At 72.9% G+C, this 22,748-nt stretch carries 23 protein-coding genes; 10 read left to right on the forward strand and 13 right to left on the reverse strand.

Going from position 1 to position 22,748, the window contains the following annotated elements:
• Window positions 1–20 precede the first annotated feature (20 nt).
• The 3 genes from Pta02_RS26255 to Pta02_RS26265 form a co-directional block, all read right to left on the reverse strand.
• On the reverse strand, window positions 21–1,688 hold the full coding sequence (locus Pta02_RS26255; protein ID WP_203877601.1) for a histidine kinase N-terminal 7TM domain-containing diguanylate cyclase: 1,668 nt from the start codon (window positions 1,686–1,688) through the stop codon (window positions 21–23).
• A 258-nt stretch (window positions 1,689–1,946) separates the two neighbouring features.
• On the reverse strand, window positions 1,947–2,429 hold the full coding sequence (locus Pta02_RS26260; RefSeq protein WP_203877602.1) for a hypothetical protein: 483 nt from the start codon (window positions 2,427–2,429) through the stop codon (window positions 1,947–1,949).
• 125 nt (window positions 2,430–2,554) lie between these two features.
• Window positions 2,555–3,418 carry an SDR family oxidoreductase gene (locus Pta02_RS26265; RefSeq protein ID WP_203877603.1) on the reverse strand — a complete coding sequence of 288 codons (864 nt, stop codon included), beginning with the start codon at window positions 3,416–3,418 and terminating at the stop codon, window positions 2,555–2,557.
• Between the two features lie 166 nt (window positions 3,419–3,584).
• Between Pta02_RS26265 and Pta02_RS26270 the strand changes: the two genes are divergently transcribed.
• The 4 genes from Pta02_RS26270 to Pta02_RS26285 all read left to right on the forward strand — a co-directional run bounded on the left by Pta02_RS26270 (window position 3,585) and on the right by Pta02_RS26285 (window position 7,403).
• Window positions 3,585–4,259, forward strand: a complete 675-nt coding sequence (locus tag Pta02_RS26270; protein ID WP_203877604.1) for a response regulator transcription factor — start codon at window positions 3,585–3,587, stop codon at window positions 4,257–4,259.
• Between the two features lie 8 nt (window positions 4,260–4,267).
• Entirely contained in the window at window positions 4,268–5,689 is a 1,422-nt protein-coding gene (locus tag Pta02_RS26275; RefSeq protein WP_239131233.1) for a sensor histidine kinase, read from the forward strand.
• Between the two features lie 93 nt (window positions 5,690–5,782).
• Window positions 5,783–6,949 (forward strand): serine hydrolase domain-containing protein, encoded by a 1,167-nt coding sequence (locus Pta02_RS26280; RefSeq protein ID WP_203877605.1) that lies wholly within the window; start codon window positions 5,783–5,785, stop codon window positions 6,947–6,949.
• Between the two features lie 178 nt (window positions 6,950–7,127).
• Window positions 7,128–7,403, forward strand: coding sequence for an isoamylase early set domain-containing protein (locus tag Pta02_RS26285; RefSeq protein WP_203877606.1), 276 nt, complete (start codon window positions 7,128–7,130; stop codon window positions 7,401–7,403).
• Here Pta02_RS26285 and Pta02_RS26290 read toward each other — a convergent pair.
• Both Pta02_RS26290 and clpX read right to left on the reverse strand, forming a co-directional pair.
• Window positions 7,390–8,226 (reverse strand): putative protein N(5)-glutamine methyltransferase, encoded by an 837-nt coding sequence (locus Pta02_RS26290; protein ID WP_203877607.1) that lies wholly within the window; start codon window positions 8,224–8,226, stop codon window positions 7,390–7,392. The two genes, Pta02_RS26285 and Pta02_RS26290, sit on opposite strands and share 14 nt — an antisense overlap.
• Before the next feature lie 171 nt (window positions 8,227–8,397).
• Window positions 8,398–9,696 carry an ATP-dependent Clp protease ATP-binding subunit ClpX gene (gene clpX, locus Pta02_RS26295; protein WP_203877608.1) on the reverse strand — a complete coding sequence of 433 codons (1,299 nt, stop codon included), beginning with the start codon at window positions 9,694–9,696 and terminating at the stop codon, window positions 8,398–8,400.
• 286 nt (window positions 9,697–9,982) lie between these two features.
• Here clpX and efeU point away from each other — a divergent pair, with 286 nt between their 5' ends.
• The gene (gene efeU / locus Pta02_RS26300) at window positions 9,983–10,816 is read left to right on the forward strand and encodes an iron uptake transporter permease EfeU (RefSeq protein ID WP_239131234.1); all 834 of its coding nucleotides are present in this window, start codon (window positions 9,983–9,985) and stop codon (window positions 10,814–10,816) included.
• Window positions 10,817–10,830: 14 nt separating this feature from the next.
• Window positions 10,831–11,973 (forward strand): iron uptake system protein EfeO, encoded by a 1,143-nt coding sequence (efeO, locus tag Pta02_RS26305; protein WP_203877610.1) that lies wholly within the window; start codon window positions 10,831–10,833, stop codon window positions 11,971–11,973.
• 150 nt (window positions 11,974–12,123) lie between these two features.
• Here efeO and Pta02_RS26310 read toward each other — a convergent pair whose 3' ends face one another.
• Entirely contained in the window at window positions 12,124–12,654 is a 531-nt protein-coding gene (locus Pta02_RS26310; protein WP_203877611.1) for a MarR family winged helix-turn-helix transcriptional regulator, read from the reverse strand.
• A gap of 198 nt (window positions 12,655–12,852) precedes the next feature.
• On the opposite strand from Pta02_RS26310, the gene Pta02_RS26315 reads away from it, so the two are divergent.
• Window positions 12,853–13,725 (forward strand): hypothetical protein, encoded by an 873-nt coding sequence (locus Pta02_RS26315; protein WP_203877612.1) that lies wholly within the window; start codon window positions 12,853–12,855, stop codon window positions 13,723–13,725.
• An 18-nt stretch (window positions 13,726–13,743) separates the two neighbouring features.
• On the opposite strand, the gene Pta02_RS26320 is transcribed toward Pta02_RS26315, so the two are convergent.
• The 5 genes from Pta02_RS26320 to Pta02_RS26340 all read right to left on the reverse strand — a co-directional run bounded on the left by Pta02_RS26320 (window position 13,744) and on the right by Pta02_RS26340 (window position 17,129).
• Window positions 13,744–14,616 (reverse strand): GDSL-type esterase/lipase family protein, encoded by an 873-nt coding sequence (locus tag Pta02_RS26320; protein ID WP_203877613.1) that lies wholly within the window; start codon window positions 14,614–14,616, stop codon window positions 13,744–13,746.
• A gap of 119 nt (window positions 14,617–14,735) precedes the next feature.
• On the reverse strand, window positions 14,736–15,128 hold the full coding sequence (locus Pta02_RS26325) for an ATP-binding protein (protein ID WP_203877614.1): 393 nt from the start codon (window positions 15,126–15,128) through the stop codon (window positions 14,736–14,738).
• Window positions 15,129–15,318: 190 nt separating this feature from the next.
• Window positions 15,319–15,681 carry an STAS domain-containing protein gene (locus Pta02_RS26330; RefSeq protein ID WP_203877615.1) on the reverse strand — a complete coding sequence of 121 codons (363 nt, stop codon included), beginning with the start codon at window positions 15,679–15,681 and terminating at the stop codon, window positions 15,319–15,321.
• A 142-nt stretch (window positions 15,682–15,823) separates the two neighbouring features.
• A complete protein-coding gene (locus Pta02_RS26335; protein WP_203877616.1) occupies window positions 15,824–16,465 on the reverse strand; it encodes a LysE family translocator in 642 nt (213 codons plus the stop codon).
• Between the two features lie 73 nt (window positions 16,466–16,538).
• Window positions 16,539–17,129, reverse strand: a complete 591-nt coding sequence (locus tag Pta02_RS26340) for a GAF domain-containing protein (RefSeq protein ID WP_203877617.1) — start codon at window positions 17,127–17,129, stop codon at window positions 16,539–16,541.
• 221 nt (window positions 17,130–17,350) lie between these two features.
• Between Pta02_RS26340 and Pta02_RS26345 the strand changes: the two genes are divergently transcribed.
• The gene (locus Pta02_RS26345) at window positions 17,351–18,016 is read left to right on the forward strand and encodes a response regulator transcription factor (protein ID WP_203877618.1); all 666 of its coding nucleotides are present in this window, start codon (window positions 17,351–17,353) and stop codon (window positions 18,014–18,016) included.
• Window positions 18,013–19,725, forward strand: coding sequence for an ATP-binding protein (locus Pta02_RS26350; RefSeq protein ID WP_203877619.1), 1,713 nt, complete (start codon window positions 18,013–18,015; stop codon window positions 19,723–19,725). The genes Pta02_RS26345 and Pta02_RS26350 overlap by 4 nt, the downstream gene beginning before the upstream one ends.
• Window positions 19,726–19,825: 100 nt before the next feature.
• Here Pta02_RS26350 and Pta02_RS26355 read toward each other — a convergent pair whose 3' ends face one another.
• The gene (locus Pta02_RS26355) at window positions 19,826–20,923 is read right to left on the reverse strand and encodes a winged helix DNA-binding domain-containing protein (protein ID WP_203877620.1); all 1,098 of its coding nucleotides are present in this window, start codon (window positions 20,921–20,923) and stop codon (window positions 19,826–19,828) included.
• A 134-nt stretch (window positions 20,924–21,057) separates the two neighbouring features.
• The gene (locus Pta02_RS26360; RefSeq protein WP_203877621.1) at window positions 21,058–21,603 is read right to left on the reverse strand and encodes an MOSC domain-containing protein; all 546 of its coding nucleotides are present in this window, start codon (window positions 21,601–21,603) and stop codon (window positions 21,058–21,060) included.
• 109 nt (window positions 21,604–21,712) lie between these two features.
• Between Pta02_RS26360 and Pta02_RS26365 the strand changes: the two genes are divergently transcribed.
• Complete coding sequence (locus tag Pta02_RS26365) at window positions 21,713–22,684, forward strand: tyrosine-type recombinase/integrase (RefSeq protein WP_203877622.1); 972 nt, start codon at window positions 21,713–21,715, stop codon at window positions 22,682–22,684.
• Window positions 22,685–22,748 lie beyond the last annotated feature (64 nt).

A 22,748-nucleotide genomic window follows, 5' to 3' on the forward strand; every position in this document is an offset into this window, starting at 1 on the left:
CGCCGCACCCGGACGGTGCCTCAGGCGGCGGCGCTGGACGGGCCGGGCTCGGTGGCGGCCAGCTCGACGCGGTTGCGGCCCGCGCCCTTGGCGACGTACAGGGCCTCGTCGGCCGAGTGCAGCAGCTCCGCGAGGTTCTGCCCGGGGACCCGCTCGGCCACGCCCGCGCTGAAGGTCACCGACAGGGTGTGCCCTCCGGCGGGGATCCGCCCGGCCGTCACCCACAGGCGCAGCTCGTTCATCCGGGCCAGGGCCTGCTCTCCCGTGGCGCCGGGGAGGGCGATGACGAACTCCTCGCCGCCGTAGCGGGCCACGATGTCGCCCTGGCGCACCTTGCCGCCCAGCAGCTTGGCGAAGCGGATGAGCACCTGGTCGCCGGCGCCGTGCCCGTACCGGTCGTTGATCTGCTTGAAGTGGTCGATGTCCAGCAGCGCCACGCTCAGGGGCGTGTCCTGCGCGACCGCCAGGCTCATCTCCCGGTCCAGGGCCGTCATCAGGAAGCGGCGGTTGTGCAGGCCGGTCAGGGTGTCGCGCACCGCCTGCTCGGCCAGGTTCGCGCGCAGCGCCTCGATGGTGGCGACCTGCTCGCGCAACTGCTCGTTGGCCTCCTGCAGGCCGCGCTGCTGCTCGCTGAGCTGGGCGTTGGCCTCCTCCAGCTGGCGGCGCTGGGCGTTGAGCGCGGTCACGTCCCGTCCCACGAGCACCCAGCCCACCCACTCGTTCCGGCTGTCGTGCAGGGCGCCGAGGCGGGCGCTCAGGTCGACCACGCACCCCTCGGCGTCGACGACGGTGCGGTCGATCTCCAGCCCCTCCTCCGCCTGGCCGGGCAGGAACGACTCGCCGAGAAGCTCGGTGATGGACAGTCCGGACAGCCGGGCGGGCAGGCCGGGCACGATGCGCCGGAACATCCGGTCGGCCGCCGGGTTGAGGTCCAGGATGCGGCCAGAGCGGTCGACCGTGGTGACCATGTCGCTGATCACGTCGAAGACGTGGGTGCGCTCCACCGCCACCAGCTCGTGCACCGAGCTGCGCATCAGGGACCAGTAGATCACGGTCGTGCTGACGCAGAACCCGATCGGGGTGATGTCCACTCCGTCGGCCACCCCCAGCAGGGTGAGGACGTCGGTCAGGGCGGGCGGCAGTGCGCCCAGCAGGGTCGCGGCGTACACCCGCCGCAGCGGGCGCGGGCCCCGCGACCACGCGTGGGCCATGCGGACCGCGCCGGAGACGAGCAGCAGATAGCTGTAGACGGCGTGCACCCAGAACAGGGGGCCGAAGGCCGGGACCTGGATGCCGGCGGAGGCCTGCGCGGCGTGGAACAGGTGGTGCGTGTCGTCGGTCAGCACCGTGACCAGCAGGAGCACGGGTTCCACGGCCAGCAGCGCGGCCGTACGGCGCGACAGGCGCCAGGCGCGGTCGACCACGGCCAGCGACAGGCAGAAGAAGCCCGCCACGACGCAGCTGACCGCGGCGAACTTGGCCGCCGCCGCGAGCGGGGCCGTCACCGGGACTCCGGTCAGCACCAGCACTGCGTCCGTCGTGGACCACCCGCCGATGCCCGCCGCCAGGAAGGCCAGCGTGCTGACCGCCGGTGTCACATGCCGCCGCCGCCAGCCGAGCGCGGCCACCGTGAAGGCCACCACTGCGGACAGCACGAAGATCAACGCCAGAAGGGAATCCCCCGCCACGATCATCTCCTCTCACTGCCGCGGTGGACCGGTACGAGCGCATCATCGGCACGACCACAGCGTGACTTGAGGATTCCTGAGAGTCACATCGGGAACCGGCGTCCGAGCGCGGGATCGCCGGGCCCGCACCCCGGCGGGGACGGCCGGCGGAGCCCCGGGCGCCGGCCGGAGCCGGGTCCCGCCGGTGCGGAGTCGGGTGGAGCCAGGCCGCGGCGGAGCGGGATCAGACGCCGGTGCGGGGTCCGGGGGTGAGAGGCCTCACACCAGTTGGAGCCGGGCGTGGGCGGCCCGGGCCAGCTGGGGGGCGGCGTCGGCGGTCACCGTCAGGACGGCGGTATCCGGCGTGCGCTCGCGGACGTCCTCGGCGCGGATCGCCAGCACCGCCGGCGGGCTGCCCAGGTCGCCGTAACAGGCGGTGACCGCGGCGGTGATCGCCGCGCGGGCGTCGGCGATCACCGTCTTGACCGAGGCGTCCGGGCCGTCGACGGAGGCGGACAGGAATCCCAGCGTCGCGGCGAAGCGCAACTGCTCGGCGGGCGGCGGGGCCGCGCCGGTCCCGGCCGGCGGCACCGGCCGGTCGAGCCAGAACGTCCGCCCGTGCAGATATCCCGGGTAGGGCTCACCGGAATCCGGATCGAGGACGACGACCGCGTCGGCCAGCAGTTGCCCGAACGCGGCCAGATCGGTCTCCGGCGGCAGGTCGGTGGTGACCAGCACAGGGATGATCAATGGATGGATCATGGCGGCCTCCTCGTCAGAGCGCTGATGCTACCGACGGTCACCGACATTATCCGGGCCCGCCGCCCCCGCGTCCGCGTAGTTCCCATTCCTGCCCGTCATCGCGAGCCCCCGCCGGCCCCACCCGGTCACCCCGGCAGCGTCTCGCCTCCGATCGGAGCGAGGATCTCGCCGGTGTAGTACGACGACAGCCGCCCGGCGGCGAAGAAGACGTACGAGGGCGCGATCTCGTCCGGGTCGGCGGCGCGTTTCATCGGCGCCTGCTCGCCGAACTTCTCGACCTTCTCCTCGGGGAAGGTCGAGGGGATCAGCGGCGTCCAGACCGGGCCCGGCGCCACGGCGTTGACCCTGATGCCCCGCTTGAGGAGGTTCTGCGCCATCGAGTAGGTGAAGGCGTTGATCGCGCCCTTGGTCGCGGCGTAGTCGATGAGCGTCTTGTTGCCGCGCAGCCCGTTGACGGACGAGGTGTTGATGATCACGCCGCCCTCGCGCATGTGCTGCAGCGCGGCCTTGGTGACCCGGTAGTAGCTGTGGATGTTGACCGCGAACGTGTGCTCCCACTGCTCGTCGCTCAGTTCCTCCAGCGACTCCACGGGGGCCTGGTAGGCCACGTTGTTCACCAGGATGTCCAGGCCGCCGAGCTCGGATACCGCCTGCTCGACGACCGAGCCGCAGTGGTCGCGGTCGGCCAGGTCGCCCGGGAGCAGCGCGCAGCGCCGTCCGGCCGCCTCCACCAGCTTCCTGGTGTGGTTGGCGTCCTCGTGCTCGTTGAGATAGGCGATCGCGATGTCGGCGCCCTCCTTGGCGAAGGCGATCGCGACGGCGCGGCCGATGCCCGAGTCGCCCCCGGTGATCAGGGCGCGCTTGCCGGCCAGCAGCTCCCTGCCGACGTAGTCGCGCATCTCGTCACGGGGCTCGGGCTCCATGTCCCCGCTGTGCCCGGGGTAGGGCTGGCTCTGCGGCGGCGGTGTGGTGTTCGGTTCCTCTGGCATGACCATCGCGTGCCCGTCGTCGTGCCCGCCTAACGCCCGTGGACGGCCAGGGTTTCCCCGGCGCCGGCGGGCTGCCCCGCGGCCGGACTTCTGCCAGGATGCCTGTCTGCCGCCCCTCGGACGGCACCGCGCGATCTCGATCTCCGACGCGTACGGGAGCGCTGTGATGAACGGTCATCGGATCCTCGTCGTCGACGACGATGCCTCGATCCTGCGCTCCCTGCGGCGCGGCCTGCTGCTGGAGGGCTTCGGGGTGGAGACGGCCGGCTCCGGTGAGCGGGCGCTGGAGCTGGCCGGCGGCGCCGCGCCGGACGCGATCGTCCTCGACGTCTCGATGCCGGGGCTGTCGGGGATCGAGGTGTGCACGCGGCTGCGGGCGGGCGGGGCGGAGGTGCCGGTCCTGATGTTGTCGGCCATGGACGAGGTCGCGGACCGGGTGGCCGGGCTGGCCGCGGGCGCCGACGACTACGTCGTCAAGCCGTTCGACCTGCACGAGCTGGTCCTGCGGCTGCGCGCGCTGCTGCGCCGGGCCGGGCGCCCGGCCGGCGGGGCGGTCAGGGCGGGGCCGCTGACGGTCGATCCGGCCACCCGCCGCGTCACGTTGAACGGCCGGGAGATCGAGCTGACCCGCAGGGAGTTCGACCTGCTGGAGGTGCTGGCGCGCAACGCCGGCATCGTGCTGTCCCGGCCGGTGCTGCTGGAGCGGGTCTGGGGTTACGACTTCGAGGTGACCGGCAACGCCGTCGACACCTTCGTCGGCTATCTGCGGCGCAAGCTGGAGGCGGGCGGTGAGCCCCGCATGGTGCACACGGTGCGGGGAGTGGGATTCGTCCTGCGATGAGGCCCTCGATGAGACTTCCGATGAGGCTGTCCACCCGGTTCGCGATCTGCCTGGCCGCGCTCGTCACGGCGCTGATGCTGCCGACCGGGGCGATCGTGCTGGGCGTGGTCTCCCACGACCTGCGCGCCGAGCGGGACCGGCAGCTGGTGCTGCGCTCGCGCGCGCTGGAGCCGATGGCGGCCTCCTACTCCTGGCGGGTCCGGCTGACGCCCGCCCTGCCGCCGGACTTCATGGAACAGCGGCTGACCGGGGCGGCCCTGGAGTCCGGCGGCCCCGGCGGGGTGCACCTGGAGGTGCCCGGCGCCGCCCCGCTCGTCGTCGGAGACGTGCCGGCCGTGATGCCCGCGGCCGGCCAGGACGGGCCCGCCACCTTCACCCGGGACGGCAGGCGGTGGCGGTTCGTGGCCACCGGCCTGGGACGGCGGGGGAACCTGGCCCGCCTGCGGGTGTTCGAATCCGAGGAGCATCTCGACCGGCAGATCGATCTGCTCGGCGAGCGGCTGGTGCTGATCACCCTGGCCGCGGCGGGGGCGGGCGCCGCGGCCGGGCTGCTCCTCGGCCGGTTCGCGGTGCGGCCGCTGACCGCGCTGCGCGCGCAGGCGCGCAGGATCGACCTCCCCTCCCCCGGTGCGGCCCGGCTGGCGACCGCCTCGGGAGTCACCGAGATCGACGAGCTCGCCGGCCGCATCAACGACCTGCTGGACCGGCGGGACGCCGCGGTGCGGCGCACCGGCGAGGCGCTGGAGACCGCCCGTTCCTTCACCGCCTCCGTGGCGCACGAGCTGCGGACCCCGCTGACCGGCATGGGGATCGACCTCACCCTGCTCGCCCGCCCGGACCTGGATCCGGCCGAGCGCGCCGAGATCGTCACGGACCTGGGCGCCGGGCACGCCCGGACGCAGCGGCTGATCACCATGCTGCGCCGGTTGGCCGACGGCGAGCTCGCCGACCCCGCGGCCTTCGCCGAGGCCGACCTGACCGAGATCGTCGCCGTCGCGGTCGAGGAGGCGCGGCGCCGTCACCCGCGCGCCGAGATCACCTTCACTCCGGCGGACGGCCTGCGGGTGCGGGTGCGGGGATGGGCCGAAGGGCTGAGGATGATCGCCGACAATCTCCTCGACAACGCCGCGGTCCACGGCGCCGGCGACGACGGCCGCGCCACCGTGGAGGTGACGCTGTCCGCCGATGAGGAGAGCGCCGTGCTCGCCGTCCGGGACGCCGGGGCGGGCATCCCCGAGGCCGAGCGCGAGCCGGTGTTCACCCGCTTCCACCGCCGGCCCGGCAGCCCCGGCTCCGGTCTCGGGCTCACCCTCGTACGCCAGCAGGCGCTGCTGCACGGCGGCGCGGTCGCGGTGACCGACCCGGGGCGGGGTCCCGGGACGCGCGTGGAGGTACGGCTGCCGGCGGCCGGCCGTACCGCCGGAGCCTGAGGCGGGAGAAGAGCGGGCTGCCAGAGATCTGCCAGGAAAGCGCGGCACGATTCCCGCCGTGCCCGCTCACCCGCCCGATCCGCCGGAGGGAACATGCCAAAGACCGTCATCGACCGCTGCCTGCGAACCGGCCTCGCCGTGGCCCTCGCCGCCCTGGCGGCGACGGCCGGAGCGGTCCCCGCGCGGGGGCTCCCCCGTACGGCGCCGCCGTCCCCCGCCTCCGGCGCGCCGCCGTCTCCCGCCTCCGCCTCCCCGGCCCGCGGCGAGCCGGGGCCGCCCGACGCCGTGAAGGCCTCGGCGTACCCCGTCAAGCTGCGGAGCGCCCCGCGCAGGCTCTCGGTGGGATACACCTACCGGGGACGGGAGCACACCCTTGAGGACTTCCTGTCACGCACGAAGACCAACGGCTTCGTCGTCCTGGACGGGCAGAGGATCGTCTACGAACGCTACGCCGGGGCGGACCGGGACACGCTCTTCCAGTCCTGGTCGGTGGCGAAGTCCTTCACCTCGGCCGCGGTCGGCATCGCCCTGCACGAGGGCCGCATCCGCTCGATCGACGACCCGGTGACCCGTTACCTGCCCCGGCTGCGCGGCTCGGGCTACGACGGCGTGTCCGTCCGCGACCTGCTGCGGATGTCGTCGGGGATCGCCTGGGACGAGCGCTCCGACGTGCCGCGGCTGCAGGCGGCCGTCAACCGGGGCGTGCCGGTCATGACGGCGGCGGCGCGGCAGGTGCGGGGCTGGGAGCCCGGCAGCAGGTTCGAGTACACCAGCGTGAACTCCACCGTGCTGGCCGGGGTCGTCTCCGCGGCCACGGGCATGCCGTACCACCGGTACGTGGAGAGGAAGATCTGGAAGCCCGCCGGCATGGCGTCCACGGCGTACATCGGCGCCGACTCCGGCGGCGACGGCCTGGGGTACTGCTGCTACTACGCCACGGACCGTGATCTCGCCCGTTTCGGTCTGCTCTATCTCCGTGGTGGGAAGGCCCACGGCCGGCAGGTGGTGCCGCGCTCCTGGGTCAGTCGGTCGACCAGGCCCTCGGCCGCCTTCAACCCCCGCTACGGCCTGCACTGGTGGCTCGGCGACGGCCGCGAGGGCGACTTCATGGCCGCGGGACTGGGCGGGCAGTACATCTACGTCTCTCCCCGGCACGGAGTGGTCATCGTCAAATCGGTCCGTTCCATTTCGGTCCCCGCCAGGCAGGAGACGCTGGTCGCGTTCCGCGCCGTGGCCGAGGAGGTCGCCGGGACCCGCTGAGCCGGGTGGCGCGACGGCGGCCGCGGGGGGAAGGCGGGCGGGAGGTGGTCGTGGGGATCGCCGGACGGTACTACCGCCAGGTGAACACTGTGTTACGGCGCGCGTTCACCCCTACCGCCGATCCCGCGCGCGCGGGAAGCTGGCCTCATCCCACACCTCTCGGGGAGGAACATCGACCATGCTCAGGCGTACGCCGCTGTTCGGCAGCAAGACCCGTGTCACCTTCACCCTGCCCGTCGACCGGCCGGGCGGCACCGTCAGCGTCGTCGGCGACTTCAACGGCTGGCAGCCCGGCCTGCACGAGCTGCGCCACCGCCGCAACGGGGTCCGCACCGTCTCCGTCATCCTGCCCCCGGGCGTCCACCGCTTCCGCTATCTGGCCACCGGCGGAGTGTGGTTCGACGACGAGACCGCCGACGGCGTCGACCAGCACAGCAGCATCATGCACCTGTAGCACCGCCCGCCCCCGGCGGGGCGGGTCTGGTCGCGACGACGACGGTGGCCTCCATCTCGGCGGATCCGATCACCTCGGGCAGGAGCCCGGCACCGGTGACGATCCCGACGGCCGCCGGAGCCTGGCGCTCGCTCGTCTCGAACAGCAGCCGGCCGCCCGGCGCCAGCCACGACGGCGCCGCGGCGGCCACCCTGCGCAGGACGTCGAGCCCGTCCGCGCCGCCGTCGAGCGCCACCCTGGCCTCGTGCAGGCGCGCCTCGGCGGGCAGCAGGTCGATCTCCCCGGTGGGCACGTAGGGCACGTTGGCCAGCAGGAAGCCGACGCGGCCCCGCAGCGCGCCGGGCAGCGGGTCGTAGAGATCGCCGTGATAGACCCGGCCGCCCACGGCGGCGACGTTGCGGCGGGCGCAGCGCACCGCGGCGGCGTCGATGTCGGCCGCGTGCAGCTCGGCCTCCCCCAGGGCGGTGGCCAGCGCGGCGCCCAGCGCGCCCGAGCCGCAGCACAGGTCGACGATGACGGGCCGGGACGGGCCGGTGGACCGGCGGGCGAGTTCGGCGGCCCGCCGGATGAGGAACTCGGTGCGGCGGCGGGGCACGAACACCCCGGGCTCCACGCGCACCCGCAGGCCGCAGAACCGGGCCCAGCCGACGACGTGTTCGAGCGGCAGGCCGGCGACCCGCCGTTCCACCATCGCGGCGAGGTCGGACGACGTGCGCGCCGTGGAGATGAGCAGCCGCGCCTCGTCCTCGGCGAAGACGCACCCGGCGTCCCTGAGCCTGGCGACGACCGCGGAGTGCGACGGTGAAGGACGGTGAACCGACATGGGGAACCCTTCGGAAGGGCCGAGGGCGCTCCCCACGCCACCCGCGCCGGGCCTACCGGCGGCTGTGAGGTGAGGGCACCCGAGCTGATCCAGCGGTGATGGGGCTCACCTCCTCGCGGTCGTTCGCTTCCGGGACGGCCACCCTACTACAGGCGGTGATCCTCGACCGGCTCAGGCCGACCTGTCGCGGCGCTCCTGCCCGAGACCGGGCCGTTCGCGGGGCACCAGGGTGGGGTTGACGTTGTCGAGCACGGTGTCGCGGTCGACCACGACCCGGGCCACGTCGTCGCGGCTGGGCACCTCGTACATCACGTTGAGCAGGACCTCCTCGAGGATCGCGCGGGTCGCGCGGGCGCCGGTGCGGCGCAGCAGCGCCTGCTCGGCGATCGCGCCGACGGCGTCCTCGGTGATCTCCAGCTCGACCCCGTCGAGCTCCAGGAGCCTGCGGTACTGCTTGATCAGCGCGTTGCGCGGCTCGGTGAGGATCCGCATCAGCGTCGCGCGGTCCAGCGGCCGCAGGGTCGAGACCACCGGCAGGCGGCCGACCAGCTCGGGGATCAGGCCGAACTTCAGCAGGTCCTGGGGCATGACGTCGGCGAAGGCGTCCTGGTCCGCCTCGTCGTGCCCGGCGTGGATCTCGGCGCCGAACCCGGCGCCCCGCCGGCCGGTCCGCTCCTCGATGATCTTCTCCAGCCCGGCGAAGGCGCCGCCGCAGATGAACAGCACGTTGCCGGTGTCGATCTGGATGAACTCCTGCTGCGGGTGCTTGCGCCCGCCCTGCGGCGGCACGCTCGCGACCGTGCCCTCCAGCATCTTCAGCAGCGCCTGCTGCACGCCCTCGCCGGAGACGTCGCGGGTGATCGACGGGTTCTCGCTCTTGCGGGCGATCTTGTCGATCTCGTCGATGTAGATGATGCCGGTCTCGGCCTTCTTGACGTCGTAGTCGGCGGCCTGGATCAGCTTCAGGAGGATGTTCTCGACGTCCTCGCCCACGTAGCCCGCCTCGGTCAGGGCGGTGGCGTCGGCGATGGCGAAGGGGACGTCGAGCATCCGGGCGAGCGTCTGGACGATGTGGGTCTTGCCGGAGCCGGTCGGGCCGACCAGCAGGATGTTGGACTTGCCCAGCTCGATCGGCTCCGCCCCGGCGGCCTGCCGTACGGCCCCGCCGGCGCCCGGCCGGATGCGCTTGTAGTGGTTGTAGACCGCCACCGACAGCGCCTTCTTGGCCCGCTCCTGCCCCACGACGTACTGCCCGAGGAATTCGTGGATCTCCCGCGGCTTGGGCAGGTTCCAGGACGTGGTCTCGGTGCTCTCGCCGAGCTCCTCCTCGATGAGCTCGTTGCACAGCTCGACGCACTCGTCGCAGATGCAGATGCGGCCCGGACCCGCGATGAGCTTCTTGACCTGCTTCTGGCTCTTTCCGCAGAAGGTGCATTGCAGCAGGTCACTGCGGTCGCCGGTGCGTGTCACTCGAGTACATCTCCTCGAAGTCGGGATGGCCGGCCCCGGTGGGATCGGGCCGGCCCTCGGGGTCAGAGGGGTACGGGAGGTGACGCCGGGCGCCGGGCGCCCGGGTCGGGAACACGCCCCGTCTCCTTTGAGGGTACGGCGAGCGGGAGGTGAGGGAAACGCCGCGGCGCCACCGGAGGGCGGTCCGGCCCGGGAGACGGGGTCCGTCACCTAATCCTGGCCTTGCATGAACTAAGGTTGCCCTGCCCTAATTTAGGTGACCCTTTCTTAACGCTCTGGAGTGACGGTGTTCGCCAGTTATCTCATCGGCCTGCGCGAAGGACTGGAGGCCACACTGGTGGTCTCCGTCCTCGTCGCGTTCCTGGTCAAGAGTGATCGCAGGGATCGGCTTCCGCTGGTGTGGGCGGGGGTGTCCGCCGCGGTGGTCCTGTCGATCGGGTTCGGCGCGCTGCTCACCTTCACCGCCGCCCGCCTGGAGTACCGCCAGCAGGAGCTCTTCGAAGCGGTCACCTCGCTGCTCGCCACGGCCTTCGTGACCTGGATGATCTTCTGGATGCGCCGGGCCGCCCGGTCGCTCTCCGGCGAGCTGCGCGCCAAGCTCAGCGACGCGCTGCGGCTCGGCCCGCTCGCCGTGGTCGTCATGGCGTTCCTGTCCGTGGCCCGCGAGGGGCTGGAGACCGCGCTGCTGTTCTTCGCCTCCGCCCAGGGCGCCTCCTCCAACACCAGCCCGCTGATCGGCATCACCCTCGGCGTCCTGACCTCGATCGTGATCGGCTGGGGCCTCTACCGCAGCGCTCTGAGGATCAACCTGACCACGTTCTTCACCTGGACCGGCCTGCTGCTGATCCTGGTCGCCGCCGGCATCTTCAAGTACGGCGTGCACGACCTTCAGGAGGCCGGCGTCCTTCCGGGCCTGTCGACCCAGGCCTTCGACATCAGCGCCGTCCTGCCCGCCGACTCCTGGTGGGGCGCCCTGCTGGCGGGGATGTTCAACATCACACCGCAGCCGACCGTGCTGGAGACCGTCGCCTGGTTCGCCTACGCGGTGCCCACTCTGATCCTCTTCCTGCGTCCGGCCTCGCCCCGGCGATCCGCCTCCTCCACTCCCACCACCGCCTGAAAAACAGGAGAACCATGCGCACCCCCATCGCCCTCACCGCCGCCGGACTTGCCCTGGTCGCGTTGTCCGCCTGCTCAGGCGAGTCCCGGCCGGGCACCACGAACGCCGGCGCGAGCCCCGCCGAGGACGGCAAGATCGCCGTCACGGCCGGCGACACCGAGTGCAAGGTCGCGGTCAGCGAGGTCAACGCCGGCACCTCGACCTTCGCGGTCACCAACAACGGCTCCAAGGTCACCGAGTTCTACGTCTACGCGCCGGGCGACCGGGTCATGGGCGAGGTGGAGAACATCGTCCCGGGTCTGACCCGCGAGCTCATCGTCGAGCTGCCGGCCGGCGGCTACGAGGCCGCCTGCAAGCCCGGCATGATCGGCAAGGGCATCCGCACCCCGCTGAAGGCCACCGGCGAGCACAAGCCCCTGAGCGAGGACGCCGAGCTGGCCGCCGCGACCGCCGGCTACAAGCGCTACATCAAGTCGCAGAGCGACACCCTGCTCGTCAAGACCCAGGAGTTCGTCGACGCCGTCAAGGCCGGTGACATCGACAAGGCCAAGGCCCTCTACCCGGTCTCGCGCACCTACTGGGAGCGGATCGAGCCGGTCGCCGAGATCTTCGGCGACCTCGACCCGGCCATCGACGCCCGGGAGGCCGACCTGGAGGAGGGCCAGGAGTGGACCGGCTTCCACCGGATCGAGAAGGATCTGTGGATCACCAAGGACGTCTCCGAGGACGGCCCGATCGCCGACAAGCTCATGACCGACGTCAAGACGATCGTCGACAAGGCCAACGCGGCGGAGCTGTCCCCCGTCCAGCTCGCCAACGGCGCCAAGGAGCTGCTCGACGAGGTGGCCACCGGGAAGATCACCGGTGAGGAGGACATCTGGTCGCACACCGACCTGTGGGACTTCGACGCCAACCTGCAGGGCTCCCGGGCCGCCGTCCAGTCGCTGCGCCCGGTCCTGGAGGAGCGCGCGCCCGAGCTGGTCAAGACGCTCGACGAGAAGTTCGCCGCCGCCGAGGCCGCCCTGGGCGAGCACCGCAAGGGCGACGGCTGGCGGCTGCACAACGAGCTGTCGGAGGCGGAGCTGAAGAAGCTGTCCGACACGATCAACGCGCTGGCCGAGCCGATCAGCCAGGTCGCCGCCGTCGTCACCAAGTGACCCTCGGGCCGGTCCGCCGCTCCGCGGACCGGCCTTCCCGGGAGTCCTTGCGGGAAATGGTGGAGAGCCGCGGCGGTCAGCCGGTCGCGATGGTACGGCGGCCGGCTTTCTCGGAGACTCCTTCCCGGGAGACCGGGAAGGCCCCGGCGGTCAGCCGGTGGCGGAGGCGGCGGTCTCCGGCGGGACGTCTTCGGAGGCGGCGGCCGGCGGCGAGGCCTCCCCGGTGGATCGGCGCCAGGCCCGCTGGAGGCGGGTGACCTCCTGGAAGGCGTTCTTGAAGGCGGCGTAGGCGTCCTCGCCGAGGGCGCGCCGGTGGCGCCGCTCGATGGCCGCCAGGATGGCGTGGGCCTTGGCGATCTCGTCGATCCCGTGCTCGGTGGGGACGATCAGCTTGGCCCGGCGGTCGCGCGGATCGGGCTCGCGGCGGACGTATCCCAGCTCGACCAGCTCGTCGACGATGTTGCCGATGATCTGCTTGTGCTGGCCGGAGCGCCGGGACAGCTCGGTGGCCCGTACGCCCTCGGGGGCCAGATAGGCCAGCACCGTCCCGTGCCGCGGCCGGACGTGGGGGTGCCCCTGCCGGGCGAGGGTCTCGAACAGCTCCTGCTGCACGGAGAACATGAGCTGGCCGACCAGCATCCCCAGGTCGGGGGGCGCCTGCTCGCGCGCGCCGTTCTCCATGGCCGTCTCCGCAGCAACCGATCGATGATTTCGACTGTCGATGACGAACCCTACTCCTTGACCGCGGCTTGACCATCGCGCCGCGCACGGGGTGAGCCCTTCCGCACACGGAGAGCACACGACGCGCCGCAGGGATCACACCTATTCACCCGAGATGGTGACACACTGATTACTCAGAGTGGCGATCGAGGAGGCCGGATGCAGAAGGACGACCACGTCACGGCGGACCCCGCCCCCGATGGGCGTCCGCATCCGGAGGGGCCCACCGCCGCGACCTGGACCGCCAGGACACGCGACTGGCGGCCGTACATGACCGTCTGCGCGGCGCTGGTCGCCGCCGCCGCGGTGGCCGGCGTGTTCACCGTGGACTCCGGCGAGAGCGTCTCCCGCGGATCGGTGGGCGACACCCCCACCGGGATCGAGCTCCAGCGGCCCTACGGCGCGCACGCGCTCGCGCTCGCCATGGACCCCCCGCGGGTCCGGGCGGGCTCCGGCCGCCGGGCCGGCGGGGATTCCCCCTCACGCCGTCGCGCCGACAAGGCCCTCCCGCGGCAGGGACGCGACGCGGCCGGCCGTGACCGCCCCGACGAGCCCCAGGGCATCCTGTGGCGGGGGCCGTCGGCTCCGGCGCCCGTTCCCCGCACGCAGGCGGGCCGGGACCGGTCCCGGGATCATCAGGCGCGCCGGCAGGCCCGGGCCAAGCGGGCGGCCGCACGGCGGGCGGCGCGCGAGAAGGCCGCGGCCACGCCCCAGGCGCTGCCCTCCACCGGGACGGGCACCGGCGCGGCGGGACCGCAGCGGCCCTCCGCCTCCGCGGCCCCGCCGGTCGCGACGAACGTCTGCGGCGCCATCCCCATGACCGGATGGACCTACCCCTACTGCGACGCGATCCCCGGCACCGGCGGGTACGACCGCCTGCTGGACGGCATCTTCACGTTCATCACACCGTCGGCGACCCCTTCGGCGACCCCGTCGAGGGCGCCGTCGGAGGCTCCGGTGAAGGGGACCGCGAAGACGACGGAGAAGGCGCCGGAGAAGGCGCCGGAGAAGAAAGCGGGCAAGAAGGACTGAGCTCCGCCCGGCTCCGGATCACAGGTCGGGGACGGCCCGATAGGTCACCTCCGCCAGCAGCCTCTGCCCGGCGGCGCTGGGGTGGAAGTAGTCCCAGCGGCTCAGGTGGGACAGCATGAACGGATAGCCGAAGACGGCGCCGCCGTCGTGGCGGCAGGTGGCCTGCTCCTCGCAGACCCGGGCCATCACGGCGTTGAACTCGGCCACCCTCTGGTGCACGCGCTCTCGCCGGTCGACGTCGGCCTGGTCGGTGGAGCGCGGCCTGGCCAGCATCGACTGGCAGATCCCGAGGGCCGCCCAGGCCGTGCGGGCCGACGAGCTGTCCTTGCCGACCTCCCACAGCCGCCTGATGTCGGGGATACCGGCGACGAAGATCGACGAGGTGGGCAGACCGGTGGTGAGCGTCCGCATGGCCGTGCGGAAGGCGGCCTCGAATGCGGCCACCGTGGTCATGGACGCCTCCGAGGAGGTGCAGGCGTCGTTGGCGCCCATCAGGATCGTGACGTAGCCGGCCCCCTGGGAGACGGCCCGCTCGGCCTGCCCGGGCAGGTCGGCGACCTTGGCGCCGGATCTGGCGTCGTTGTGGGCGACCAGGGAGGGCTCGGTGGCCAGCAGGCGCAGATAGTGGCTGTCGACGGTCTGGCTGGACCCGGTCGACCACGACCTGGACGGGCAGTCGACGTAGAAGCCGCAGGCGTTGAACCCCCGGGTGATGGAGTCCCCCAGCGAGGCCATCGCCCCGATCGACGCCGCCGAGGAGGTCGCGGCGGAGGCGGACGCCGTGGAGACGGGCACGGTCGCCGCCGATGCGGGCGCGGCCGGGACCCAGGCGAGGGCGGCGCCCGCGATGAGCGCCGCGAGGAGGGTGAGGGGACGGCGCGGGACATTCATGAGGCCTCCTGGGGTCCTCCCCCGATCGGCTCGTTGCTCAGAATGTCGGCCCGCGCGACAAGATTTACAAGTCGGCCTCACATATTAATGACTCGCCAGTAAGAATCGTCCCGCCGGGCTCACGGACCGTTCAGGCGCATGCTCAGGCACACCCGCGAGCCTCCGCCGTCCTGGTGGATGTCGACCTGGTCGCACAGCTCCCCCATCAGCCACAGCCCGAACCCCCGGGAGGCACCCGTGGCCGGGCGGGAGCGGAGCGCGTCCTGGGGACTCAGCTTGCCGACGTTGTCGGCCACCTCGACGGTGAGGAAGGAACCGTCCCGCCGCATCGACAACGTCCCGTACCCCCCGCCGTGCTCGAGCACGTTGATCGCGGCCTCGTTGGCGGCGATGAGCAGGTTGTCCAGACGCTCACCGCTGAGTCCCGCCATGGCCGCATGGGAGTAGACGTGCCCGCGCAGGGCCCCGAGGTCGGTGGTGATAGGCCAGTGCCGATCGCTGATGCCGGTCATGACGAACCCCCCTGCTGATCTTCTCCTCCGGCCGGTACCGGGGGGCGCACCGGATCACCTGGCAGAAGCGTGCCGTTCCCGATGAACCGCACGACGCGGGCTACCCTGCCCGCTCGGCACGGAATTATCACCATCGGCGCGGATCTTCCCGCGTACCGGCGTCGGCCGGCTCCTCCGCTGCGGGGGCGGTTCATCGCGACCGGAGCAGGTCGGTGGCGTCGGCGACGCTGGGCACCACGGCGAAGAAATGCGACAGGCCCGTCGTACGGAAGATCCTGGTCAGACGGGGCTGCAGGTCGGTCAGGGCGACGACGCCGCCGCGCTCGTCGGCGAGCTTGCGCAGCGCGAGGAAGACCCTGATCCCGGTCGAGTCGCAGAAGGTCAGGTGCGCCAGGTCCACGATGAGGTCGCGGCTGGCCGGTGGCAGCGCCTCGATGATGTCCTGCCGCAGCTGTTCGGCGTTGGTGTAGTCCAGCTCACCGGCCAGGCCCAGGACCGCCACCCGTTCCAGGGAGGCGTCCGGGCGGACGACGAGCTCAACGGCGACGGTCACCGGACACCTCCGTCTTCGGACACGGTCATCCCGTGCCGCGGCACGACCGACCGGCGGCTTGGGGACCGCCGGTACCACGAGGTCGTTGCTCACTGCCTCCAGAGTGTCACGTTCCGCCCCGTAACGGCACCCGTTAGCGCCATCACCCGCCGGACGGGCCGGGGTCGGCGGCGACCCGGACGGCCAGCCCGCCCAGCACCGTGCCCATCAGATAACGCTGCACGCGCGCCCACAACGGCCGGCCGCCGAGGACGGCGGCCACCGACCCGGCGGTCAGCACGATCACCGCGTTGACCGACAGGGCGACGGTGATCTGGGTCAGGCCCAGCAGAAGGCTCTGCAGCGCGAGGTCCCCCTTGGCCGGGTCGACGAACTGGGGCAGCAGCGACACGTACAGGACCGCGATCTTCGGGTTGAGCAGGTTGGTGACCAGCCCCATGGAGAAAAGCCTGCGCGGCCGGTCGACCGGCAGCCTCCCGGGCGCCAGGACGGGCGGCGCGCCCGGCCGTACCGCCTGCCAGGCGAGCCAGAGCAGGTAGGCCGCGCCGGCGAGCTTGAGCGCGGTGTAGGCGGCCGGCACCGCGGCGAAGAGCACCGTGATCCCGGCGGCCGCGGCCAGGAGGTAGACGGCGAACCCCGCCGCGACGCCGCCCAGGGAGATCAGGCCCGCCCTGCGTCCCTGTGTCACCGACCTCGACACCAGATAGATCATGTTGGGTCCCGGAGTGAGGACCATCCCCAGGGCCACCGCCGCCATGCCGAGGAACGCGCTGACAGAGATCATGCGTGCATCCTCGCCCTTTTCCCCGGCCGGGAGAACAGCCAATTCCCTTCAATGGCCTTGAAAGGCGACGGCCTCAGAAGGGCGGCCGGTCGGCGCCCCCCGCGGGGGCCCGGCCGTCGAGCTGCGCCCGCAGCCGCTCGGCGAGCAGCTTCTTCTCGCGCACGATGCGCTCGTGGACGAGGCCGACGGCGGCCACGTCGGCCATCGCCCGCGCCGACTCCAGCGTCTCGGCGGCCAGGGGGCCGGGGACCCGGCGAAACAGGCTCACCGCCCCGATGACATCGGCGCGCAGCCGCATCGGCACGGTGTGCACCGCGGCGAATCCCGCCTCGCGGGCGGCGGGGGCGAAAGCCGGCCACCAGACCGCGGCGCGCTCCAGGTCGGAGCAGGACACCGGCCGCCCGCTGCGCAGGCAGTCCATACCCGGCCCCTCCCGGTCCCGCAGCTGCCGCCGCCCCAGCACCCTGGCCGGCTCACCGGAGGCGCCCACCGCGGCCGGGGCCCCACCGAGACCGGCCAGCAGCAGCCCGCAGGAGACCACGCCGGGCAGCCCCGCGCAGCGCCGCGCCAAGATGTCCAGGAAGGCGCCGAGATCGAAGCCCTCCACGAGCGTGTCCGCCAGTTCCACGAAGATGCGCCGCGCGCCCTGTCCGCGGATGTCCACCCCATCCCCCTCATCCGGCTTCCTCGCGCGGTGCCGCCCTTCATCGGATTCGGTTGCGCAAGCCGGTAGACGTCGGATCCTTCTCCCGCGATTCCAGTGATACCCTGCTGATTTGGCCGCGCTTTCCATGTCCGTTCAACACTGGATCAACATTGCGCACCCCCGCTTCTCCCGCAGCGGGCGCCCCGGACGCACCGCGGCCCCCGTACCGCCCGCTGATCGTGCTGATCGAAGACGAGACCGACCTCGCGGCCATGTCGAGCGCCTGCCTGCAACACGAGGGGTTCCGCGTCCTGCACGCGGCCGACGGGCGCGTCGGGCTGGCCCAGGCCGGCCGGGGCGACGTCGATCTGGTCGTGCTGGACCTGGGCCTGCCCGACGGCAACGGGCTGGAGGTGCTGCGCTCCCTGCGCCGGACCAGTCACGTCCCGGTGATCATCGTGACGGGGCGCGGCGGGGAGACCGACCGGGTGATCGGGCTGGAGCTGGGCGCCGACGACTACGTGGTCAAGCCGTTCTTCCAGCGGGAGCTGGCCTCCCGGATCCGGGCGGTGCTGCGGCGGGTACGGCCGGCCGAGCCCGACCCGGTGATCAGGATCGGCGAGCTGTCGGTCGACACCGACGCCCGGCAGGCCCACGCCGACGGCGTGTCGCTCGATCTCGCCCCACGGGAGTACGCGCTGCTGGAGTTCCTGGCCTCCGCCCCGGGCCGCACCTTCTCGCCCGAGCAGCTGCTGGACCAGGTGTGGCAGGCGGGGCCCGGCTGGCAGGTCCCCTCGACCGTGGCCGAGCACGTCTACCGGCTGCGCCGCAAGCTCTCCGCGCGCGGGGTCACCACGCCGCGGATCACCACCGTGCGCGGCTACGGCTACCGGCTGGACGGATGAGGCCGGTCGGCGCCGGCGAGCCCGGCGGGGACCCCGACTACGCGCGGCTGTTCGACGCGGCCCCCACGCCCTGCGTGATCCTGGACTCCGACCTGGTCGTCGTCGCGGTCAACCGGGCCTATCTGGCGGAGTCCTTCACCGAGCGGGAGCAGATCCTCGGCAGATCCCTGCTCGACCTGTTCCCCGAGGACCCGGACGACCCCTCCGCCGACGGCAGGGCCAACCTGGCCCGCTCCCTGCGGACCGTGCTGGAGACCGGCCGCCCCGACACCATGGCGCTGCAACGCCACGACATCAGGACCGCCCCGGACGGGCCCTACGAGGAACGCTACTGGAGCGCGGTCAACACCCCGGTGCTGGACGAGGCCGGGCGGGTCCGCCACATCATCCACCGCGCGGAGAACGTCACCGAGTTCGTGCACCTGCGCCGGTCCGGGCAGCGCGAGCGGGCCGACGCCGATCGGCTCGAACGGGCCGACCGCATGGAGAACGACCTGATCGCCCGCGGCCGGGAGCTGCAGGACCTCAACCAGCGGCTGCGCGGGGCCAACCTGCGCCTGGCCGCGGCGGGCCGCAGGCTGATGGAGCAGCAGCAGGACAAGGACCGCTTCATCGCCACCCTCTCCCACGAGCTGCGCAACCCGCTGGCCGCGATCCAGGCGGCCGGCGAGCTGCTCTCCCTGGACCACCCCCACGGCCATCCCGCCCTGGAGGTGCTGTGGCGGCAGGTCGAGGCCCTGACCCGGATAGCCGACGACCTGCTCGACTCCAGCCAGGCGCTGAGCGGCGGGCTGCGCCTGGTCCCGGAGGACCTGGACCTGCGGAGCGTGGTCACCGCCGCCGTCCGCGACATGCGCCTGGAGTACGCGCAGGCCGATCGGCGGGTGCGGACCTCCCTGCCGCGGCGACCGGTACCGGTCCGCGGGGACCGCGTCCGGCTGGCCCAGCTTCTGGGCAACCTGCTCGGCAACGCGGTGAAGTACACCCGCCCCGGCGGGGCGGTGGACGTCGAGCTCGTCTGCACGCAGGAGGAGGCGATCCTGACCGTCTCGGACGACGGCGTCGGGTTCGACCCCGCCACCGCCGACTCGCTGTTCGAGATGTTCACCCGGCCCATCGCCGCCGACCCCGAAGACGTCCCCACGGGCACCGTCGGCCTCGGCCTCGGCCTGCCGATCGTGCGCAGCATCGCCGTACTGCACGGCGGGGCCGTCTCCGCGCACAGCGACGGCCCCGGCACCGGGGCGCGCTTCTCCATCAGCCTCCCCCTGGCGCCGGTCCGCCACCGGCCCGTGGTGCGCCGGGCCGGCCACACGGTACGGCGCAGGAACCCGCTGCGCGTCCTGGTGGTCGAGGACAACGCCGATCTGGCCTTCGCCTACCGGGAGCTGCTGGAACGGCGCGGCGACACCGTGGTGATCGCCGGCACCGGCCGCGAGGCGGTGGCCGCCGCCCACGAGCACCGCTTCGACCTGGTGCTGTGCGACCTGAGCCTGCCCGACGTCAGCGGCCACGAGGTCGCCCGCCGGCTGCTCCTGCTGCCGTCGGAGTGCCTGCCGCCCCTGATAGTGGCCGTGTCGGGCTTCGGCCGGGAGAGCGACCACTCCGCCGCGCTGCGGGCCGGTTTCGACGTCCACCTCACCAAACCGGTGACCATCGCCGACCTGGAGGACCTGTTGCACAGCTGGAGGGACCGGCTGCCGCGCTAGGGGTGCGCCGGATCTTCGCCGCGGGCTCTCCGGGAGGCGCGTCCCCGCACGCCCGGAGCGTCCGGCCGCCGCCACGAGCGCCCGGGCTCCGGCCGCGGGGTCACGACACGAACCGCAGCTCCCGCCTCTGCGCCGAGGCGGCGGCGAAGTCCAGCATCCGCATGCCCTCCGCCTCCAGCTCGGCCCGCTGCGCGGCCGTCACCGGCGCGAACAGCTCCACCTCCAGCACCGCCTCGCGCCGTTGCGCGTTCACCCGCCACAGGCCCCGGACGAACCCGTCCACCAGCACCGTCGCCTTGATGATCCCGTTGACCGTGAAGACCCGCCCGCGGTACTCGTCGTCCATGATCCGGGTACGGGTGCGCTCGGCGAAGGACAGCAGCGTGTTGTCGAACTCCGCCAGATAGCGCACCGGGGCCGGGACGTCGGGGTCCGGCAGCACCGCGTCCGGCAGGTCGAGCACCTGCGCGCCGTCCTCGGTGACGAACGCGCGCAGGTCCATCTCCCGCGCCACCTCCCCCAGCCGGGTCACGCCCGCCCACTGCTGGACGTCCATCACCGTCGCCGGGCCGTAGGCCGCCAGGTACCGCCGGATCATCTCCTGCGGGCGGGCCGGGGCCTCCAGCGGCCGGCCCAGCCACGCCTCCAGGCTCGTGTGCGCCGGCTGGCCGCCCACCCCCCAGATGCCCCGCGGCGGCACCTGGACCAGCGGGACCGTCTGCCTGACGCCCCTGACCAGGTCGGCGGGGTCGCGCTCGGGCCACCGCTCGGCCAGCAGCCTCCCCAGCTCCCGGAAGGTGAGCGGGCGCTCCTCCACCAGGGCCCGCCCGGCGGCGGCGACCTCGGCCAGGTCCAGTCCCGCCAGCCCCCTGCCGAACGACCCCCGCAGGGACCGGTCCATCGTCGGCTGCAGCAGCGAGCGCAGCGCCAGGCCGTCCTCGGCGGTGACCAGGTGGATGGTGGAGCGCATCAGCGACAGCCGTACCGCCCGGCGGTCCTGCAGCAGCCCGGACAGGTCCTCGTGGGAGAACCCGTCCAGGCGGCTCCACAGGCCGATGTAGGGCGGGTTCGGCGCCTGGGCCTGCATGCCGTACAGGTGCCGGACCGCCTCCAGAGCGGGTACGGCGCCGCGGGTGAGCAGCAGCTGGCGGTCGAGGGTGGCCCTGTTGAGGGCGCGACGGCTCAGAACCTCGGGCATGGGTCTCTCAGGTGATCGGGTGGTCGTACGGGACGGTCGTGCGCGTCATGCGATCGGGTGACCGTGCGGGACGGCCGCGCGCGTCGTGTGATCGCGTGGTCGTACGGGACGGTCGTGCGTGTGCCTGCGGCGGCTCAGACCCGCTCCAGCGACCGGTGCGGCGGGGGCGGCAGCTCCACCCGGATCGCGTCGCCCGGTCGCACCGGCCCTCCGGTCACCACCACGCCCATGATCCCGGCCTTGCGCACCAACCGGCCGGAGTCGTCACGCCCCACCACCTGCTTGAGCAGGCCCGGCCGGAACCGGTCGATCTGGGCGCACGGGTTGCGCAGCCCCGTCACCTCGACCACGGCCGCCTCCCCCAGCCGCAGCAGCGTGCCGGTCGGAAGAGCCAGCAGGTCGAGCCCCCGCGTCGTCACGTTCTCGCCCAGCTCTCCGGCCGCCACCTCGAACCCGGCGGCCCGCAGCTCCTCGTGGAGCTCGGAGTGGATCAGGTGGACCTGGCGCAGGTTGGGCTGGGTCGGGTCCTGCGCCACCCGCGATCGGTGCTTCACCGTCGCGCCGGAGTGCGCGTCCCCCTCCACGCCCAGGCCCGCCACCAGCCGGATGTCCGGCTCGCCGTACTTGCCGAAGGTGTGCGAACCACTGCGGCTGACCGCCGCCACCGTCGCTTCCGCCATGGACGACCGCTTTCTCTCGGTGCCGGGACGATGATCCTATCTAGGTGGTTTCGGGTCCTGTCCAGCGCCTTTACGTTGTAGATTCGCAGTAGGCGGTAAGATCGGCGAGGTGAGCCTGCCCGCCGTCCCCCACACCCCCGGCCCCGCCGTCGAGCCCGCACGCGACCCCTACCGGGTCTATCTCGACTCCCTCACCAGCGCCGAGTCCCGGCGGACCATGCGGGGCTGCCTGGACCGCCTGGCCGCGCTCATCACCGGGGACGACGACGCCGGCGGCGCGGGCCAGCCCTGGCACCTGCTGCGCTACGAGCACACCGTGCGCATGCGCGCCCTGATGACCGAGCGCGGCTGGTCGCCCGCCTACGTCAACAAGCACCTGGTCGCGCTGCGCCGGGTGCTGCGCGAGGCCTGGCGGCTGGGCCAGATGACCGCCGAGGACTACCAGCGCGCCGCCGACCTGCCCACCGTCGAGCACACCCGCCTGCCCACCGGCCAGCACGTCCCGCCGGAGGTCGTGGGCGCGGCCCTGGCCGCCTGCGACGACGACTCCCCCGCCGGGGCCCGCGACGCCGCGCTGCTGGCCGTTCTCTACTCCACCGGCTGCCGCCGCGCCGAGATCGCCGGGCTGACGCTGGCCGACTACGACCCCGGCGCGCGCTCGCTGCGGGTGCGCGGCAAGCGTGACAAGGAGCGGATGGTCTATCTGACCCCCCAGGCCGTCGGCCGGCTTGAGCGGTGGCTGGCGGTGCGCGGACGCCCGGCCGGGGCGCTGTTCTGCCCCATCGGCAGGCACGGCTCCCTGCGCGTGCGCGACGGCCGCCCGGCGGCCATGACGGGCCAGGCCGTCGCCGACATCCTGGCCCGGCGGATGGCCCAGGCCGGGGCCATGCCGCGCACCCCCCACGACTTCCGGCGCACCTTCATCGGCGAGCTGCTCGACGCGGGCGTGGACCTGGCCACCGCCCAGGCCCTGGTGGGCCACTCCTCCCCGGCGACCACGGCCCGCTACGACCGCCGCCCCGAACGGCGGCGCCGGGAGGCGGTCGACAGGATCACCCTGCCGGCCTCCCGGCCGCTGTGAACCGCTGCGAGTCACCGCGAACCGCTGCGAGCCACTGCGAACCAGTACGAACCGCCGTGAGCCG

This window comes from Paraplanobispora takensis (assembly GCF_016863195.1).
Lineage (GTDB): Bacteria > Actinomycetota > Actinomycetes > Streptosporangiales > Streptosporangiaceae > Planobispora > Planobispora takensis.

Bases quoted from the DNA above. Each gene is read 5' to 3' on its own strand.
- Pta02_RS26260 (WP_203877602.1), bottom strand. From the start codon at position 2,429: ATGATCCATCCATTGATCATCCCTGTGCTGGTCACCACCGACCTGCCG.
- Pta02_RS26265 (WP_203877603.1), bottom strand. From the start codon at position 3,418: ATGCCAGAGGAACCGAACACCACACCGCCGCCGCAGAGCCAGCCCTAC.
- Pta02_RS26270 (WP_203877604.1), top strand. From the start codon at position 3,585: ATGAACGGTCATCGGATCCTCGTCGTCGACGACGATGCCTCGATCCTG.
- Pta02_RS26275 (WP_239131233.1), top strand. From the start codon at position 4,268: ATGAGACTTCCGATGAGGCTGTCCACCCGGTTCGCGATCTGCCTGGCC.
- Pta02_RS26280 (WP_203877605.1), top strand. From the start codon at position 5,783: ATGCCAAAGACCGTCATCGACCGCTGCCTGCGAACCGGCCTCGCCGTG.
- Pta02_RS26285 (WP_203877606.1), top strand. From the start codon at position 7,128: ATGCTCAGGCGTACGCCGCTGTTCGGCAGCAAGACCCGTGTCACCTTC.
- Pta02_RS26290 (WP_203877607.1), bottom strand. From the start codon at position 8,226: ATGTCGGTTCACCGTCCTTCACCGTCGCACTCCGCGGTCGTCGCCAGG.
- efeO (WP_203877610.1), top strand. From the start codon at position 10,831: ATGCGCACCCCCATCGCCCTCACCGCCGCCGGACTTGCCCTGGTCGCG.
- Pta02_RS26310 (WP_203877611.1), bottom strand. From the start codon at position 12,654: ATGGAGAACGGCGCGCGCGAGCAGGCGCCCCCCGACCTGGGGATGCTG.
- Pta02_RS26315 (WP_203877612.1), top strand. From the start codon at position 12,853: ATGCAGAAGGACGACCACGTCACGGCGGACCCCGCCCCCGATGGGCGT.
- Pta02_RS26320 (WP_203877613.1), bottom strand. From the start codon at position 14,616: ATGAATGTCCCGCGCCGTCCCCTCACCCTCCTCGCGGCGCTCATCGCG.
- Pta02_RS26325 (WP_203877614.1), bottom strand. From the start codon at position 15,128: ATGACCGGCATCAGCGATCGGCACTGGCCTATCACCACCGACCTCGGG.
- Pta02_RS26335 (WP_203877616.1), bottom strand. From the start codon at position 16,465: ATGATCTCTGTCAGCGCGTTCCTCGGCATGGCGGCGGTGGCCCTGGGG.
- Pta02_RS26350 (WP_203877619.1), top strand. From the start codon at position 18,013: ATGAGGCCGGTCGGCGCCGGCGAGCCCGGCGGGGACCCCGACTACGCG.
- Pta02_RS26355 (WP_203877620.1), bottom strand. From the start codon at position 20,923: ATGCCCGAGGTTCTGAGCCGTCGCGCCCTCAACAGGGCCACCCTCGAC.
- Pta02_RS26360 (WP_203877621.1), bottom strand. From the start codon at position 21,603: ATGGCGGAAGCGACGGTGGCGGCGGTCAGCCGCAGTGGTTCGCACACC.